Raw genomic sequence first — 17186 nt, 5'->3', positions numbered from 1 at the left:
GCGCGGGGGAACAGCGCTTATAAGGAGGGTAGTCCAGCCAACAGCTTGTCGAGCGTCACCGGAAAATCCCGAACCCGAACTCCCGTCGCGTTGTAGATAGCATTCGCCACCGCAGCCCCCGCCCCGGAAATCCCAAGCTCGCCAACGCCCTTCGCCCCGACGGGGTTCGCGGAGTCGTCGATCTCCTCGATGAAATGCACTTCGAGTTGTGGAATGTCGGCATTCACCGCGACATGATATTCGCCGAAATCGGGGTTCACGAACGCGCCCGTCCGCGTGTCGACGATGCCTTCTTCGCTCAGCGCATAGGCGATCCCCCACGCCATCCCGCCGGTGATCTGGCTGGTCGCGGTCTTGCGATTGAGCACGCGCCCGACATCGAACACGCCCAGCATCCGCCGCACGCGCGTCTCGCCCGTCACCGCGTTCACCGCGACCTCGACGAAGTGCGCGCCGTGGCTCGCCTGGCTGGTGCGCTTGCTCTGGGCACCCGGCCCGGTCTTGCCCATCGCCACGATCGGTTCGCCGCGGACCAGATCGGCCAGCTTCACCGATCGCCCGCCAGCGCTGACGCAGCCGTCGTGCAGGCTCAGATCCTCTGGCGCCGCGTTCATCCGCAACGCCAGTTCGCCAAGGATATCCTCGCACGCGAGCACCACCGCCGAACACGCGCTGCCAGCGCCGAACGACCCGCCCGACCCCGCGCTCGGCGGAAAGTCGGTATCGCCGAGCCGCACGTTCACCTCCGCCACCGGCAGCCCGAGCATCTCGCCCGCGGTCTGCGCGAGGATCGTGTACGTCCCCGTGCCGATATCGGTCATGTCGCATTCAACCGTCGCGCGGCCATCCGCCTCCAGCCGCACGCGCGCCTGCGCCTCGACGGTGAAGTTGCCGCGCAGGCTCGCCGCCATGCCGATCCCGACCAGCCACTCGCCCTCGCGCACCGACCCCGGCGCCGGCACCTTGTCCGGCCAGCCGAATCGCTCGGCGCCCTGCGTATAGCAATCGAGCATCCGCCGCGTGGAGAACGGCTTGCCGCTCACCGGATCGGTCTCGGGCTCGTTGCGCCGCCGTAGTTCGATCGGATCGATCCCGAGCTGCTCGGCCAGTTCGTCCATCGCGCACTCGACCCCGAACGTCCCGACCGCCTCGCCCGGCGCCCGCACCGCACCGCTCGCGGGCAGGTCGACACGCACGAGGTCGGTCTTGAACCGCCGCGCGTCGCCCCGGTACAGCGGCAGCGTCCCGAACGGCACCGGCTCGAGAAACTCGCCATCGTCGTTCTGCGCGACAATGCTCTCATGCCCCATGCCGAGGATCACGCCGTTTGCGTCGGCGGCGATCCGGATCCGCTGCGTCGTGTGCGAACGATGATGCACCATGTACGCGGTCTGGCGGCGGGGCAGCGCGACCTTCACCGGCCGCCCGACGACCTCCGCCGCGATCGCCGCGAGGATCGCCTCGGGCCCGACACCGGTCTTGCCGCCGAATCCCCCGCCGACATACGGAGCGAGGACACGCACCTTGTCCGCATCGATCTTCAGCGCCTTGGCGATCGTCTTCCGCGCGCCGCCGATCACCTGGTTGCTGGAGCGTACCATGAGCTTGTCGCCCTCCCACCACGCGGTAGTCGCGTGCGGTTCCAGCGCGGCAGGGAAGTGCACGGGGGTCGTGTAGGTCCGATCAAACGTCACCGCCGCGTCCGCCATCACCGCGTCGAGATCGCCATTGTCGATCGGCGGCAGGAAGCCGATTTTCGGCGCGGTATCGACCGGCTGCGCCTCGACGTCGAACCGATCCTCGCCCGCCTCGGTGCGGACCACGACCAGCGCCGCGGCATCGCGTGCGATCGCCTGATCCTCGGTAACGACGATCGCGACCGGCTGGCCGAGGTGGAGAATGACGTCGGTATCGAACAGCGGCATCGCGCGGGAATTGGACTCGCCGGCCGGCATGCGCGCATCATTATGAATGATGGCGATCACGCCGGGCAACGCCTCCGCGGCGCTTACGTCGATGCCGAGAATGCGCCCGCTGCCGACCGGCGTGCCGACGATCGCAGCGTAGGCGATGCCGTCGGGCGTGCCCTCATACGCATAATCCGCAACGCCGGTAACCTTCGCCGGCCCCTCGATCCGGTCGAGCCCAAGCCCGAGAACGCCCTGCTTCGCGCGGTCGAGACCACCCGGCCGAAACGCCGCATCCATCACGTGTTCGTTCATTCTGCGGTCCTCGGGTGGAGCGAAGGATATGGGTAGGGTGGGGGCGTTTGACGAGGGTTGGGGGCTTGGCTCACCTCAACCCGAGCCGCCACCCCGGCGAAGGCCGGGGCCCAGTTGGAAAGGTCTTGATAACGGAGGACGATCCTTCGTTATCTTCGTCCCCCAACTGGGCCCCGGCCTTCGCCGGGGTGGTACCTGTTTATGGTATCGTCAGCCCTCAAACAGCCGGCAACTGATCCAGCAGCTTGTCGAGCGTGATCGGGAACTCGCGCACCCGGATCCCCGTCGCATTATACACCGCATTCGCCACGGCCGCACCCGCGCCCGAAATCCCCAGCTCGCCGATCCCCTTCGCGTGGATCGGGTTCGCATGGATGTCGCGCTCGTCGACGAAGTGGACGTCCATCTGCGGAATGTCCGCATTCGCCGGCATGTGATATTCCGCCAGATCGTGGTTCACCAGCTTGCCGGTCCGCGTGTCGTGGATCAGGTCCTCGGTCAGCGCCGCGCCGATCCCGAAGGTCATCCCGCCGAGGCACTGCGACCGCGCAGTCTTCGCGTTGAGCACGCGCCCCGCCGCGAACGACCCGAGCATCCGCCGTACCCGCGTCTCGCCGGTGACCACATTGACCGCGACCTCGGCGAAGTGCGCGCCGAACCCGGCCTGAGTCGTCTCCTTTTCCTGCTTGCCCGGCTTGATATGTCCGGTAGCCTCGAGACCCTTGCCGACCAGCTCGCCGATCGGCGTCGAGCGATTGTCGCCGATCGCGTTGCCGTCCTTGAGCGTCAAGCCGTCCTCGTCGACGCCCGCCGCCTTGGCCAGCTTCCCGCGCAGCATCTCGCACGCGAGATACACCGCAGTACCCGAGGACGCCGCACCCCAGGACCCGCCCGAACCCGCCGCCGGAGGATCGTTGGTATCGCCCAGCGACATCGTGATGTTCTCGACCGGAATGCCCAGGATTTCCGACGCGATCTGCGCCAGGATCGTGTAGCTGCCCGTGCCGATATCGGTCATCGCCGACGACACCGTCGCCGAGCCGTCCGGATGGATCTCGACCTTGGCGGACGATTCCATCATCATGTTGCCGCGCACCGCCGAGGCGACGCCCATGCCGATCAGCCACTCGCCCTCGCGCCGCGTGCCGGCCTTCTGGCGCTTGTCCCAGCCGAACTTCTTCGCACCCTCGTCGAGCGCACGCGTCAGGTTGCGCGACGAATAGGGTACGTCCTTCTCGGGGTCGATCTTCGGATCGTTGCGCTTGCGCAGCTCGATCGGATCCATCTCGAGCTTCTCGGCCAGCTCGTCCATCGCGCCTTCCAGCGCCAGCATCCCGACAGCCTCGCCCGGCGCACGCATCGAGCCCGACAGCACGAAGTTCAGATCGACCACCTCATGCGTGATCAGCCGGTTCTCACCGCCATACAGCAGATGCGTGCCAATACCCGCAGGCTCGAAATAATCCTCGGTCGACTGGTTCGACGTCAGTGTCTCGTGGCCGATCGCCAGCAACTTGCCGTCGGCATCCGCCGCGAGCCGAACATGCTGCTCGGTATTCGACCGCCGCACGGTCGCCTCGAACACCTGCGGCCGCGACATCACCGCCTTGACCGGACGGCCAAGCTGCTTCGCCGCGATCGCCGCCGCGACGCTCTCTGGCGCGATGCCGAGCTTCGACCCGAACCCGCCGCCGATGTAGCGCGCGATGATCCGCACCTTCTTCTCCGACAGCCCCAGCGATTTCGCCAGCTGCTGCGCATCCGACGTAGGCATCTGGTACGCGCCGTACAGCGACAGCGAGCCATCCTCTTCCCACACCGCGGTCGAGGCATGCGGCTCCATCGCCGCGGAGTTCTGGCTCGGCGTGACATAGGTCGAATCGATCGTCACCGCAGCCTCGGCCATCGCCTTGTCGACGTCGCCCTGCTTGAAATGCGCAGGCGTAGCATCGTCCGGCGGCGTCCGCGTTTCGTCGCGGTGCGCGGCGAAATCATACTGGCCCTCGGCCTCGTCATACTCGATCGGCAGGCGAGCCGCCGCATCGCGCGCGACTTCGAAGCTCTCGGCGAGCACGATCGCGACGATCTGGCCGAAGAACGCGATGTCCTTCACGCCCTGCGTCGGTGCATCGGTCGCACCGCCCTGCGCCGCCACGCGGATGAACCGATCGAAATCGGTGACCACGTCGATCACACCGGGAATGCTCTTCACCGCATCGACGTCGATCGAGACGACCTTGCCGGCGGAGATCTTCGTGCCGACCAGCACGCCATACGCCATGTTCGCGAACTGGTATTCCGCGGCATAGGTTGCTGTGCCCGTGACCTTAAGCGGGCCGTCGATCCGGTCGAGCGGCTTGCCGATGACGCCCTGGACGCCGGTATCCAGAAGACTGTCCGGATGCGGCTTGTCCATCGTCAGGCTATTCGTAGTGCCAAGACCAAACATGCTTATGCTCCCGTGACGTTGCGCAGCGTCGCGATCAGCGTGCGACGGGCGAGGGGAATCTTGAAGTCGTTCGAGCCGTAGCCCTTGGCATCGGCCAGCAGCGCCGTCGCCGCAGCCTCGAACACGGCATCGGACGGCGCCTTGCCGACCAGAGCCGCCTCGACCGCCGGGTTGCGCCACGGCATCGGGCCAAGGCCACCGAACGCGAGCGAGGCCGACGCGATCACGCCGTCCTGCACGTCGACGATCGCCGCCACCGAGACGAGCGCGAACGCATACGACGCACGGTCGCGCACCTTGCGATATTCCTGCTTGCCCTTGACCGGTGCCGGCAGCTCAACGTGCGTGATCAGTTCACCCGCTTCGAGCGCGTTCTCGATCTGCGGCGTATCGCCCGGCAGGCGATAGAAGTCGTGGATCGAGATCCGCCGACGATCGCCATCCGCCTTCAGCGTCACGATCGTCGCGTCGAGCGCGCGCATCGCCACCGCCATGTCGCTCGGGTGCGTCGCGATGCAGTGGTCGCTCGTCCCCAGCACGGCGAGGATGCGGTTGAAGCCGCCGATCGCCGAACAGCCGCTCCCCGGCTCGCGCTTGTTGCACGCCGCTGCGGTATCGTAGAAATAATAGCACCGCGTCCGCTGCAGCAGATTGCCCCCGGTCGACGCCTTGTTGCGCAACTGGCCCGAAGCACCCGCCAGCAACGCGCGGCTCAGCACCTCGTACTTGGCGACGACGCGGCGGTCGGCGGCGAGATCGCTGTTCGGCACCAGCGCACCGATCGTCAGCCCGCCATCCTCGCGCTCCTCGATCTTCGCGAGATCGAGCCGCGAGATGTCGACCAGCTTGTCCGGCGTCTCGACCTGCAACTTCATCAGGTCGAGCAAATTGGTACCGCCCGCGATGAACTTCGCGCCGCTGGTATCGATATCCTTGACCGCAGCCTCGGGCGTAGCGGGCTTCTCGTACGTGAAGGTCTTCATGCCACCAGCTCCCCGCGCGCGTTGGCTTCCATCGCGGCATCCTTCTCGTCCGCGGTCCGGCCCGCAGGCTCGGCACCACCGACTTCGCGGATCGCATCGACGATGTTCGGATACGCGGCGCAGCGGCACAGATTGCCGCTCATCCGCTCGGAAATCTCGGCGTCGTCGAACTTCGGATCGGTCAGGTCGCCCGACGCATGGCTGGCCCAGCCCTTCTTGACCTCGTCGAGCATGCCGACCGCCGAACAGATCTGCCCCGGCGTGCAATAGCCGCACTGATAGCCGTCATGCCGCACGAACGCGTCCTGCAGCGCGTGGAGATTGCCCGGCTGGCCGATGCCCTCGATCGTCGTGATCTCGTCGTCCTGATGCATTACCGCGAGCGTCAGGCAGGAATTGACGCGACGCCCGTTGATCAGCACCGTGCAAGCACCGCACTGGCCATGATCGCAGCCCTTCTTCGAGCCCGTCAGCCCTAGATGCTCGCGGCACAGATCGAGTACCGACGTGCGAATATCGGGCTCGGCGTCATATGATTGACCATTGATCGTGAAATGCATGGCGGTGCCCCTGGTTGAATGTGCCGGGAATGTACGGATTTCGAGGACTTAACGCCGATGCGACCGATCGTTTCCTATTGCGACAAGCTCTCACGTGTTGGTACGCTGGCGTTCATAGCGCTGAGCGGGCAAGCTGTTGCGATGACGCCAGCTTCTCCCCGATTGTCGCCGCCAATCGTCATCGCGCACCGCGGCGCAAGCGGGCTCCGGCCCGAGCATACCCTGGCGGCGTACTCGCTCGCGATCGACCAGGGCGCGGACTTCATCGAGCCCGATCTCGTCCCGACCAAGGACGACGTCCTCGTTGCGCGCCACGAGAACAACATCGCCGAGACGACCAACGTCGCCGACCACCGCGAGTTCGCCGCGCGAAAAACCACCAAGACGATCGACGGCCAGACGATGACCGGCTGGTTCGTCGAGGACTTCACGCTCGCCGAACTGAAGACGCTGCGCGCAAAGGAACGCCTGCCGAAGCTCCGCCCCGCGAACACCGCCTATGACGGCCAGTTCCAGATCCCGACCCTTGCCGAGATCATCGCGCTCGCCAAGCGCCGCACGACCGAGACGGGCCGGACGATCGGCATCTATCCCGAGACCAAGCACCCGACCTATTTCGCGAAGATCGGCCATCCGACCGACGCGAAACTCGTCGCCGAACTGCGCGAGGCCGGCTGGGATTCGGCCAAAGCGCCCGTGTTCATCCAGTCGTTCGAGGTCGCCAATCTCCAGCGCCTTCACAAGATGACCAAGGTCCGCCTGATCCAGCTCATGGACGGGGAGGGCGGTCCCGCCGATGGCGCGCAGCCGAGCTACAAGGCGATGATCACGCCCGAAGGCCTGAAGGCGGTCGCCGCCTACGCCTACGGCATCGGCCCGAACAAGAGCATGCTGTGGACCGACGCGACGCCAACGACGCTGGTCGCCGACGCCCACGCGGCGGGTCTACGGGTCCACCCCTGGACCTACCGCGCCGAAAACTATTTCGAACCGACCCGCTTCCGCCGCGGCACCGACCCCGCCGCGCACGGCGACATCGCCGCGGAGATCGACGCAGGTCTTGCACAAGGTATCGACGGTTTCTTCACCGACTTTCCGCTATACGGAGCCCAAGCGCGCGACCGAGCCCAGGGAACCGCGCGTGCAGGAGTAAAGTAAATGCGTAAGGTTCTTCCCGTACTCGCGGTGCTACCATTCCTCGTAAGTGGCTGCATCAGCACCGCAACGTCGATCGTGAAGGCGCCGTTCCAGGTCGCCGGCAAGGCGGTCGACTGGACCACCACCAGCCAGGAAGAATCGGACCGCAACTACGGCAAGAAGATGCGCAAGCAGGAAGCCGAGGAGGGCAAGCAGCGCAAGGAACTGGCGAAACGTTGCAAGCGCGATCCGCAACGCTCGGAATGCGGCCAGTACCAAGGCTACCGCGCGGGAAACTGACCTCCCTTCTACCACCCCGGCGAAGGCCGGGGCCCAGTTGGGCGAACCGAAGTAACTTCGCGCTGTCCTCAGTCAGCAACGTCCCCCAACTGGACCCCGGCCTCCGCCGGGGAGGTGGCCTCGGTATTTGGGATACCGCATCCCGCCCCCAACTTGTTCTCCCGCGAAGGCGGGAGCCCAGTCTGGCCTCCCGCCTTCGCGGCAGAACAAGCTTGGCTTCAGAACCACCCCATCACAGTAACCGGAAACGGCGTCCACCACCCAACCCGAACCCCAGCAAACCGCAGCGCATCCCCCGTCCACGCATTACACGTCCGCACCGCGCTATACCGCCCGTCAGCCTCGTAAAACGCATCATACCCGGCATACCCCGGATACCGCGCACCCCCATCCCGAAAGCTAGCCCGGATATACGCCGCCAACCGCCGATACTGCGCCGGCGTCACCACGATCTCCCGAGTCCCATCCCCCGCACGCGGCCTCGGCAGATGATCGACATGCATCAACGTCCGATCACTCCCGACCGCCGAAGCGACCACGGTACGCAATTTCACGTCAGCCCAGGTCGGCGTCTCAAGGTAGAACGTCTTCTCCCCCCACCCGAACGCCACATGATCGAACGCCCCATACCGCGGGTCGCGCAGATCCTCCGCCCGAGCCACCCCGCGCCAGTCCACCCCGGCGGCCACCTTCGGCACGATGATCCCGGTATGCACGCCGTTGCTCTCGACGAAGATATGAACCCCCTCGGCCGGCGCCCGCCAGTCGCGATTGCTGGGGATCGACCCGCCGACCAGCCCCGCCACCGCATAGCTCGCGACCACCCCGAACACGGCCGCGATCGCCCGTAAAATCCACTTAACCCAACGCGTTTCCGTCTTCATTCCGTCATGCTAGACCAGCCGCATGGCCAATGACACACACGTACTGAGCACCCCGCCCGAAGGCGCGCCCGACTGGACGATCCCGCAGAACTGGGCGGATTACACCGCGGAGGATCACGCGACCTGGGACACGCTGTTCGCGCGCCAGTCGAAGCTGCTCCCCGGCCGCGCGTCGAACGCCTGGCTGCGCGGGCTCGATGTTTTGAAGCTGTCGAAACCCGGCATCCCCGATTTCGAGGAACTGTCCGAGCGCCTGACCAAGCTCACCGGCTGGTCGGTCGTCGCGGTCCCCGGCCTCGTCCCCGACGACGTGTTCTTTGATCACATGGCCAACCGGCGGTTCGTGGCGGGCAACTTCATCCGCCGCCCCGATCAGCTCGATTATCTGCAGGAGCCCGACGTATTCCACGACGTGTTCGGCCACGTGCCGATGCTCGCCGACCCGGTCTTTGCGGATTACCTCGCCGCCTACGGCCGCGGCGGCCAGCGTGCGCTGGGCCTCGACGCGCTGAAATACTTGGGACGGCTCTACTGGTACACGGTTGAGTTCGGCCTGATCGCGGAACCCGAAGGCCTGCGCATCTACGGCTCGGGGATCGTCTCCAGCTACGCGGAAACCCGGTTTGCCTTGGACGACCCGAGCCCCAACCGGATCGCGCTCGACCTCGCCCGGGTCATGCGGACCGAATACCGGATCGATGATTTCCAGCAGAACTACTTCGTCATTCCGAGCTTCGAGGAGTTGTTGAGACTGACGGTAGAGACGGATTTCGCACCGCTGTACGAAGAGCTGAAGGCGCTTCCGGATATTCCCGTCGCGCGGATCGAGCCCGGCGATGTGGTGATTACCGAGGGCACGCAGGAGTACGCGACGTCGAAGGCATCCGCTGAGACCGCATAAGGATCCCTAGAAGCCACCACCCCGGCGAAGGCCGGGGCCCAGTTGGGATAGCGGTGCGGTTCTATCGCAAGGGTTCGCCCAACTGGGCCCCGGCCTCCGCCGGGGTGGCGGCGGCAGTGGGGTGAGTACAACGCTTCCCAACTTGTTCCCCCGCGAAGGCGGGGGTCCAGTCTGGACCCCCGCCTTCGCGGGGGAACAACCTTCTTGAGGGAAGGCCTGCGCTACCTCAAATATCCAACGCCCACCCATCGCGCCCCTTCGGATCGAACGGCCCCTCCGCCACGAACCTTACCGCCCCCGCGCGCAACCGAAGCACGCTCCAATCCCCCCGCCGGTCGACCGCCTCGAGCGAACATCCGCAAGCCTCATACGCCGCCGCCACCCCGGCCCGCTGCGTGTCCAGCAACCCGGCAAGAACAATCGTCGCCCCCACATCCGAAATCGAAGCGATCTCCGGCGCCATCGACACCAGCGGCCCAGCAAGAATATTCGCGATTACCAGATCATACGGCGCCCGAACCACGATCGCATCGTCCAGCGTACCATCCGCCACAACCAGATCGATCCCCTCGACCCCATTAAGCGCCGCATTCTCCGCCGTCACATCGATCGAGACCGGGTCGATATCCGTCCCCATCACCCTGGCCTCAGGCCAAAGATGCGCCGCCGCAAACGCGAGCAACCCAGTCCCAGTCCCGATATCGATCACGTTCGCAAACGACGCGTCCGCCAACCCGTCGAGCATCGCCAGACACCCGCTGGTCGTCTCGTGATGCCCCGTCCCGAACGCCCGGCTCGCCTCGATCAGGAACGCCCGCTTGTCCGCCGGCACCGCGCCCGCATGCGCCCCCGTATGCACGAAGAACCGCCCGACCGACAAAGGCTCCAGCCCCGCCTGGCTCATCGTCACCCAGTCCGCATCCCCCAGCCGGTCGACCACGATCTCGGCCCCAGTCGCACTCGGCACCAGCGCGCGCACAGCCGCGACCGTATCCGCCGCCGGCTCATGCTCGAAATACGCATCGAGCCGCCACGATTCGACGTCGTCCTCGATCTCCTCGGTCGTCATCAACACGCCATCGATCGTCAGATCGTCGCTAGCGTCGATCGCCTCCGCCTCCGCGCGCGTGCAGGGGAGGGTGAGCTTCCAACTATCGGACATAGCTCGCCCCATTCACGTCGATCACCGACCCCGTCATCGAGGCCGGCGCCTCCAACGCAAGAAACTTCGCCGCCGCCGCGATCTCTTCAGGTGCCGCAACCCGGCCGAGCGGAATATCCGCCAGCAACGCATCACCGCCACGGCTCGACAGATAATCTTCCGCCATCCCGGTCATCGTGAACCCGGGGCACACCGCGAACGCGAGGATGCCCTCCCGAGCATAGCCCCGAGCGATCGTCTTGGTCATCGCTACCATCCCCGCCTTCGACGCGGCGTAATGCCAGTGCGCCGGCGAATCCCCGCGATACGCCGCCCGGCTCGCGATATTGACGATCCGCCCGCCGACACCGCGCGCCTGCCAATGCAACACCGCCAACCGACACAGCTCCGCCGACGCGGTCAGGTTGATCCGCATCGTCCGCTCCCACTGCGCGGTCCAGTCGTCATCGGCGAGCGGTGCCGCCTCGAACACGCCAGCATTGTTGATCAACACATCGATCGCGCCGCCAGCTTGCTCCAGCGCGGCGTTCCACAACGCAGTCGGCCCCGCGGGATCGCTGAAGTCGGCCGGGATACCGCTAGCGGTCCCATGCCCGATGACGGACGCGCCCGCATCGGTCAGCGCCGCATGAATGGCCGCGCCGATACCGCGGCTGGAGCCTGTAAGAAGAATGGTCATGCCGCACCTCTAGCGCGCGCCACGCCGCCTCGTCACGCCAATCCCGCACGCAAGGACGATAGCCCGCGCCTAGGCCGCAACCTTCGCGACGAAATCCCCCGCGCTGTTCTTCAAATTGCTGAGCCGCCCGTCGAGCACGTCGAACCCGCGACCCACCCCGTCGATCTCGGTGGCCACCGTCTCGGTATCCTCGCGGATCGCGGCGATCGTGTTGGACATCGAATCCGCCGCCAGCGCGGTCTCGTCTACCGCCGCGGTGATCGCGGTGACCGTCTGCGCCTGCGCCTCCATCGCATAACGGATGCGGTCGGCGCTTTCCTGCACCTCCGCCACCGTCGACTTGATCGACGCATTCGTCTCCACCGTCGAGCGCGTCGCCGACTGGATCGCGGCGATCTTCGCGGCGATGTCGTCGGTCGCCCGCGCGGTCTGGTTGGCGAGGCTCTTTACCTCCTGCGCCACCACCGCGAACCCGCGGCCGGCATCGCCCGCGCGCGCCGCCTCGATCGTCGCGTTCAACGCGAGCAGGTTGGTCTGCCCGGCAATGTCGCGGATCAGCCCCAGGATCGACTCGATCGACTTCGCATGATCGCTCAGCGTTTCCGACATGCCGACCGCCTGGCCAGCCTGCGCCGATGCCCGATTGGCGATCTCCGCGGCAGCCTCCACCTCGGTCCGCGCATCCTCGATCGCGCGGATCAGGCCGGCGGCGGTCTGCGCGGCTTCGCGCATCGCCACCGCGGATTGCTCTGCGGCGGCCGCGACTTCGCTCGCCTTGCCAAGCACCGCACGCGTCGAGGCCGAGCTGCGCAACGCCTGTTCGCGCAGCATATGCCCCTCGTCGGTCGCGGTCTCGACCATCGCCGCGATGCCGTCGCGGAACTCCGCCGCCAGCGTGTCGCGCGCGACCTGCGCGGTATGCATCTGGTAGCGGTTATAGATCGCGACCGTGATCTCGCCCTCCAGCGCCGACAGCCGCATCAGCGTGTCGATGAACACCGGCAGCTTCGGATCCGACCGATCGACCCGCCGCATCAGAACGTCCAGCGCGGCGCGGTCGCTCGCGCTGATCATCGACAGCAGCGCCATTGGCGATACGTCGGCGACATACGCCGTCGCGACCGACCGCTCGATCGATTCGATCCAGGCGCGTCCACTCGTGTCCAGGAAGCGATTGCGCAGGAACGTGCAACCGATCTCGATCATCTGGTCGGTTTCGTGCGGCGCCCATATCCGTTCGTCTGAAAAACACTGCAGCCATTGTTCCCAGAACGCCCTGGACACATGCGTGATCTCGGGCGCCAGCGCGGCCCAGACTTCGCGGCTCGCGCCGGTCAGCGATCCGTCGAAATCGAACACCCGCAGCCGCGCCATCAGGTCGACGGAGGCCGCGATCGAGCCGGGGGCCGGCAGGTCGTTGGTGGTCAAGACGGTGAACTCCGGATCGAATGTACGACGCCATCGCTACACGCCATGTCTTAAGGGCTGGTTAGGGATCGACGTCACGTCACGTGCATGGCCAACGTGTCCCGCACGGCATCACGCGCGCGGTGTCATGGGTTATCGGACCGGCCCCAATGGGTTGCATCGCAGCACGCGGTGGCTAATAGGTCGCCCAATCTATATATTCTGGGCCAAGCTGTTCTTGGTTCGTCATCTTCTGGTTCGAGGACTCCGCCCTTGGCATCGCGCAACCCGGCACGCCCGCTTTCTCCCCATCTGCAGGTCTATAAATGGGGCCCGCACATGCTGGTCTCGATCCTGCACCGCGTGACCGGCAGCGGGATGGCGACCGTCGGCAGCATCCTGCTCGTCTGGTGGCTCGCCGCGATCGCCGCGGGCGATCAGGCCTATGCGACCTTCGTCGACGTGTTCACCACCGACACCGGGCGGCTCAACATCCTCGGCTATATCATCGCGGTCGGGCTGACGCTGTCGCTGTTCCAGCACATGATGACCGGGATCCGCCACATGGTGCTCGATATCGGCGCCGGCTACGAACTGAAGCGGAACAAGATGGGCGCGATCGCGACGATGGTCGCCAGCGTAGCGCTGACGATCGTGTTCTGGCTCTACATGGGGATCAAGTAATGGGTTCGGGTACGGCAATCGGTCGCGTCCGCGGCCTGGGCAGCGCCAAGCACGGTGCGCATCACTGGTGGCAGCAGCGCCTCACGGCGGGCTCGAACCTGTTCCTCATGGTGTGGCTGATGATCTCGGTCGCGCGGATGCCGGGCTATGATTACGCCGCGGTCCATCTGTGGCTGCAGTCGGCCTGGGTCGCGGTGCCGATGGCGCTGCTGATCCTGTCGGTGTTCTATCACTTCCGTCTCGGTCTTCAGGTCGTGATCGAGGATTACCAGCATGGCGAGAGCCGTGTCGTGACGATGATCCTCCTCAACCTGTTCACCTTCACGCTGGGCGGCATCGCCCTGTTCGCGATCCTGAAGGTCGCCTTCTCCGGAGCTCCCGCGTAATGTCAGCTGCCTACAAGATCATCGATCATACCTATGATGCGGTCGTCGTCGGTGCCGGCGGCTCCGGCCTGCGCGCGACGATGGGCATCGCCGAGAGCGGCTTGAAGACCGCGTGCATCACCAAGGTCTTCCCGACCCGCAGCCACACCGTCGCCGCACAGGGCGGCATCGCCGCGTCGCTCGGCAACAACTCGCCGGATCACTGGACCTGGCACATGTTCGACACCGTCAAGGGGTCCGACTGGCTCGGCGACCAGGACGCGATCGAGTATCTCTGCCGCGAGGCCCCGCAGGCGGTGTACGAGCTCGAACATGCCGGCATGCCGTTCAGCCGTAACGAGAACGGCACGATCTATCAGCGTCCGTTCGGCGGCCACATGCAGAACATGGGCGAGGGCCCCCCGGTCCAGCGCACCGCCGCCGCCGCCGATCGCACCGGCCATGCGATGCTCCACGCGCTGTACCAGCAGAGCCTGAAGTACAACACGGACTTCTTCGTCGAGTATTTCGCGCTCGACCTGATCATGGAAAACGGCGTCTGCCGCGGCGTCATCGCGCTGTGCATGGAAGACGGCTCGATCCACCGCTTCCGGAGCCACCAGACCGTGCTCGCCACCGGTGGCTATGGCCGCGTCTATTTCTCGGCGACCTCGGCGCACACCTGCACCGGCGACGGCAACGCGATGGTGCTCCGCGCCGGGCTTCCGTTGCAGGACATGGAGTTCGTCCAGTTCCACCCGACCGGCATCTACGGCGCGGGCGTGCTCATCACCGAGGGCGCACGCGGTGAGGGCGGTTACCTGACCAACTCCGAGGGCGAGCGCTTCATGGAGCGCTATGCCCCGTCGGCGAAGGACCTCGCCTCGCGCGACGTCGTCAGCCGCTCGATGGCGCTCGAAATGCGTGAAGGCCGCGGCGTCGGCAAGAACGGCGACCACATCTTCCTGCACCTCGATCACATCGATCCCAAGGTGCTCGCCGAGCGCCTGCCGGGCATCACCGAGACTGGGAAAGTCTTCGCCGGCGTCGACCTCACGCGCCAGCCGCTGCCGGTCACGCCGACCGTGCATTACAACATGGGCGGCATCCCGACGAACTTCCACGGCGAAGTCGTCAACCTCGTCGATGGCAACCCCGATGCGGTCGTCCCCGGCCTGTTCGCGGTCGGTGAGGCTGCCTGCGTCTCGGTCCACGGTGCCAATCGGCTCGGCTCGAACAGCCTGATCGATCTCGTGGTGTTCGGCCGCGCGACCGGCCTGCGGATCAAGGACACGCTGAAGCCGGGCACCGCGCACGCGCCGCTGCCCAAGGGGTCGGAAGATCTCGCGCTGACGCGTCTCGACCATTTCCGCAACGCGAGCGGCGGTTCGCCGACCGCGCAGATCCGTCTCGACATGCAGCAGACCATGCAGAAGCATTGCGCCGTGTTCCGCGACACCGAACTGCTCAACCAGGGCGTCGAGAAGATGGCCGGGATCTACAGCCGGATGACCGACGTCGCCGTGAAGGATCGCAGCATGATCTGGAACACCGATCTGGTCGAGACGATGGAGCTCGACAATCTGATCGGCCAGGCGGTCGTGACGATGAACTCGGCCGCCAACCGCACCGAGTCGCGCGGCGCCCACATGCACGAGGATTTCCCCGAGCGCGACGACGCGAACTGGATGAAGCACACCATCACCACCTTCAACGGCTGGGGCGGCAAGGGCGGCGAGACCAAGATCGATTTCCGCCCGGTCCACGACTACACGCTCACCGACGACATCGACTACATCAAGCCCAAGAAGCGGGTATACTAATGACCTGGGCCATCATCGCGATCGGGTTCCTCGTGCCCGTCGCGGTGGGGCTCCTGACGCGCTTCCAACCGATGATCGCCGGCTTCCTATGGCCGGTGGTCGTCGCGCTACTGACCGCGATCTACGTCTTCGCCATCGAACCTCGCGGTGTAGGCGAAGAACCCCAGAAGATAGCGATAACCTTCTACGCGCTGTTCTCGCTGGTAGGCGGCGTCCCGGGCGGCTTGGTAGGCTGGCTTCTCCAGTACAAGCGCACGGCCGGGAAGGCCTGACCCTCTTCCTTGTTCTCCCGCGAAGGCGGGAGCCCAGTCTGGATCCCCGCCTTCGCGGGGAAACAAGCTCCAGGCGCAACGCCGACGACTAATCGAGCCGCCCTGCCGCGATCTTGTACACCAGATTACGATCCCGCCGCCCGACCGCCACGACGATCACCGTCACCAGGCCATCGTCCACCCGGTACACAAGTCGATACCCCGCAGCCCTCAGCTTGATCTTGTAGCACCCGGCCATCCCACTCAGTCGCGCACTCGCAATATGCGGCTCGCCCAACCGCTCGGTCAGCTTCGCCTTGAACTGCTCGCGAACATTGGCGCCAAGCTTCTCCCATTCCCGCAGCGCACTCGGCAGGAACGCGAGACTATAGGTCGCCAAGCGACACCGCGACCGGCACCTCGTCGGCACGCGCCCGCACCAGGTCTGCCAGTTCGACGTCCTCCAACCGGTCCATCAATTCTTCCCAAGCCGCCGCCGGCACCAGATACGCAGCAGGCGTATTCCGATTGAGGACGGCAACTGGAAATCCACCCGCAGCCTCGATGACTCCAGACGGATTCTTCTTCAGGTCGCTGATGCTAACCGTCGCGCCGGCATGGATGGTTTCAATCATGACCGCTTTGTAGCACGTCGAACAGGTCACGCCAAATCACTGTGCTGATATGCCGCAACTCATCAGGAACCCACCGCGCCCGCAAAAGTTTGCCGCGGCATGACCGACACATCCCCCGCTTCGAACGCCCGCAACTACCCACTGCTGGCCGCCCCCCACATCCACCTCCATGGCCCCGTCGACGACGCGATGTACGCCAATTTCAAGTCGCAACTCGTCGCCGCGCCCACCGAGGGTCCGCTGGTCGTCTCGATCACCACGCTCGGCGGCGACCCCGAAGTCGCGCGCGCGATGGGCGACAACATCCGCCTGCTGCGCGAATATACCGGCCGCGAGACGCTTTTCCTCGGCAAGGTCGCGGTCTATTCCGCCGGCGCGACGTTCATGTCCGCCTTCCCGGTCGACAGCCGTTTCCTGACGCGCAACAGCCGCATCATGATCCACGAGCGCCAGATGCAGAGCACGATCGAACTCAACGGCCCGCTCAACACACTGTCCTACACGCTCAAGGCCAAGCTCCACGAGATCGAGGACTCGATCAACATCCAGGAGGAAGGTTTTCGGGCGATCGTCGAGGGCTCGAAGGTGTCGCTCGAGGAATTGAAGAAGAAGGCCCCCTCCAACTGGTACATCGAAGCCGAGGAAGCCCGCGACCTCGGGCTCGTCCTCGACATCATCTGAGCAGGCAAGCGCAGCCGACGCGACAGCGGGTGTGACCCATGTTGCACCCGCGAAGCTAAGGAT

The 17186-nt window shown here is 65.7% G+C and carries 18 protein-coding genes; 8 read left to right on the top strand and 10 right to left on the bottom strand.

Translation table 11 applies throughout. The features are described 5' to 3' along the window. Nucleotides 1-17 precede the first annotated feature (17 nt). The 4 genes from J4O76_RS13890 to J4O76_RS13875 all read right to left on the bottom strand — a co-directional run bounded on the left by J4O76_RS13890 (nucleotide 18) and on the right by J4O76_RS13875 (nucleotide 6214). The gene (locus tag J4O76_RS13890) at nucleotides 18-2222 is read right to left on the bottom strand and encodes a molybdopterin cofactor-binding domain-containing protein (RefSeq protein ID WP_426282474.1); all 2205 of its coding nucleotides are present in this window, start codon (nucleotides 2220-2222) and stop codon (nucleotides 18-20) included. 217 nt (nucleotides 2223-2439) lie between these two features. After that, complete coding sequence (locus J4O76_RS13885) at nucleotides 2440-4671, bottom strand: xanthine dehydrogenase family protein molybdopterin-binding subunit (RefSeq protein ID WP_426282473.1); 2232 nt, start codon at nucleotides 4669-4671, stop codon at nucleotides 2440-2442. A 2-nt stretch (nucleotides 4672-4673) separates the two neighbouring features. Then, on the bottom strand, nucleotides 4674-5654 hold the full coding sequence (locus tag J4O76_RS13880; protein WP_426282472.1) for an FAD binding domain-containing protein: 981 nt from the start codon (nucleotides 5652-5654) through the stop codon (nucleotides 4674-4676). Then, nucleotides 5651-6214, bottom strand: coding sequence for a 2Fe-2S iron-sulfur cluster-binding protein (locus J4O76_RS13875; protein WP_082441359.1), 564 nt, complete (start codon nucleotides 6212-6214; stop codon nucleotides 5651-5653). Before J4O76_RS13875 ends, J4O76_RS13880 begins: the two co-directional genes overlap by 4 nt. 141 nt (nucleotides 6215-6355) lie before the next feature. Here J4O76_RS13875 and J4O76_RS13870 point away from each other — a divergent pair, with 141 nt between their 5' ends. Beyond that, complete coding sequence (locus J4O76_RS13870) at nucleotides 6356-7372, top strand: glycerophosphodiester phosphodiesterase (protein WP_426282898.1); 1017 nt, start codon at nucleotides 6356-6358, stop codon at nucleotides 7370-7372. Further along, a complete protein-coding gene (locus J4O76_RS13865) occupies nucleotides 7373-7651 on the top strand; it encodes a hypothetical protein (RefSeq protein ID WP_056060708.1) in 279 nt (92 codons plus the stop codon). A gap of 218 nt (nucleotides 7652-7869) precedes the next feature. On the opposite strand, the gene J4O76_RS13860 is transcribed toward J4O76_RS13865, so the two are convergent. After that, complete coding sequence (locus J4O76_RS13860) at nucleotides 7870-8535, bottom strand: TIGR02117 family protein (RefSeq protein ID WP_426282471.1); 666 nt, start codon at nucleotides 8533-8535, stop codon at nucleotides 7870-7872. 22 nt (nucleotides 8536-8557) lie between these two features. On the opposite strand from J4O76_RS13860, the gene phhA reads away from it, so the two are divergent. After that, complete coding sequence (gene phhA / locus J4O76_RS13855) at nucleotides 8558-9436, top strand: phenylalanine 4-monooxygenase (protein WP_426282470.1); 879 nt, start codon at nucleotides 8558-8560, stop codon at nucleotides 9434-9436. Between the two features lie 226 nt (nucleotides 9437-9662). On the opposite strand, the gene J4O76_RS13850 is transcribed toward phhA, so the two are convergent. The 3 genes from J4O76_RS13850 to J4O76_RS13840 form a co-directional block, all read right to left on the bottom strand. Then, a complete protein-coding gene (locus J4O76_RS13850; RefSeq protein ID WP_426282469.1) occupies nucleotides 9663-10598 on the bottom strand; it encodes a 50S ribosomal protein L11 methyltransferase in 936 nt (311 codons plus the stop codon). Further along, nucleotides 10588-11277, bottom strand: coding sequence for an SDR family NAD(P)-dependent oxidoreductase (locus tag J4O76_RS13845; protein ID WP_426282468.1), 690 nt, complete (start codon nucleotides 11275-11277; stop codon nucleotides 10588-10590). The genes J4O76_RS13850 and J4O76_RS13845 overlap by 11 nt, the downstream gene beginning before the upstream one ends. A 69-nt stretch (nucleotides 11278-11346) precedes the next feature. After that, a complete protein-coding gene (locus J4O76_RS13840) occupies nucleotides 11347-12690 on the bottom strand; it encodes a methyl-accepting chemotaxis protein (protein ID WP_056061736.1) in 1344 nt (447 codons plus the stop codon). 267 nt (nucleotides 12691-12957) lie between these two features. On the opposite strand from J4O76_RS13840, the gene sdhC reads away from it, so the two are divergent. Genes sdhC through J4O76_RS13820 form a run of 4 tightly spaced genes read left to right on the top strand, consistent with a single transcriptional unit; the run spans nucleotide 12958 to nucleotide 15828 of the window. Further along, entirely contained in the window at nucleotides 12958-13368 is a 411-nt protein-coding gene (gene sdhC, locus J4O76_RS13835; protein WP_426282467.1) for a succinate dehydrogenase, cytochrome b556 subunit, read from the top strand. Continuing rightward, nucleotides 13368-13754, top strand: coding sequence for a succinate dehydrogenase, hydrophobic membrane anchor protein (gene sdhD, locus J4O76_RS13830; RefSeq protein WP_056060687.1), 387 nt, complete (start codon nucleotides 13368-13370; stop codon nucleotides 13752-13754). Before sdhC ends, sdhD begins: the two co-directional genes overlap by 1 nt. Beyond that, entirely contained in the window at nucleotides 13754-15556 is a 1803-nt protein-coding gene (gene sdhA, locus J4O76_RS13825; RefSeq protein WP_056047438.1) for a succinate dehydrogenase flavoprotein subunit, read from the top strand. Before sdhD ends, sdhA begins: the two co-directional genes overlap by 1 nt. Continuing rightward, the gene (locus J4O76_RS13820) at nucleotides 15556-15828 is read left to right on the top strand and encodes a hypothetical protein (RefSeq protein WP_426282466.1); all 273 of its coding nucleotides are present in this window, start codon (nucleotides 15556-15558) and stop codon (nucleotides 15826-15828) included. Before sdhA ends, J4O76_RS13820 begins: the two co-directional genes overlap by 1 nt. Nucleotides 15829-15916: 88 nt before the next feature. Here the strand turns inward: J4O76_RS13820 and J4O76_RS13815 are convergent, their stop codons facing one another. Both J4O76_RS13815 and J4O76_RS13810 read right to left on the bottom strand, forming a co-directional pair. Continuing rightward, nucleotides 15917-16207, bottom strand: coding sequence for a type II toxin-antitoxin system RelE family toxin (locus J4O76_RS13815; protein WP_107964064.1), 291 nt, complete (start codon nucleotides 16205-16207; stop codon nucleotides 15917-15919). After that, a complete protein-coding gene (locus J4O76_RS13810; protein ID WP_156348804.1) occupies nucleotides 16194-16442 on the bottom strand; it encodes a type II toxin-antitoxin system Phd/YefM family antitoxin in 249 nt (82 codons plus the stop codon). The genes J4O76_RS13815 and J4O76_RS13810 overlap by 14 nt, the downstream gene beginning before the upstream one ends. A 99-nt stretch (nucleotides 16443-16541) precedes the next feature. On the opposite strand from J4O76_RS13810, the gene J4O76_RS13805 reads away from it, so the two are divergent. After that, complete coding sequence (locus J4O76_RS13805; RefSeq protein WP_426282465.1) at nucleotides 16542-17123, top strand: ClpP family protease; 582 nt, start codon at nucleotides 16542-16544, stop codon at nucleotides 17121-17123. The last annotated feature ends 63 nt before the right edge of the window (nucleotides 17124-17186 follow it).

This window comes from Sphingomonas sp. NFX23 (assembly GCF_049887795.1).
Lineage (GTDB): Bacteria > Pseudomonadota > Alphaproteobacteria > Sphingomonadales > Sphingomonadaceae > Sphingomonas.
This window is presented reverse-complemented; position numbering and strand designations above follow the sequence as displayed.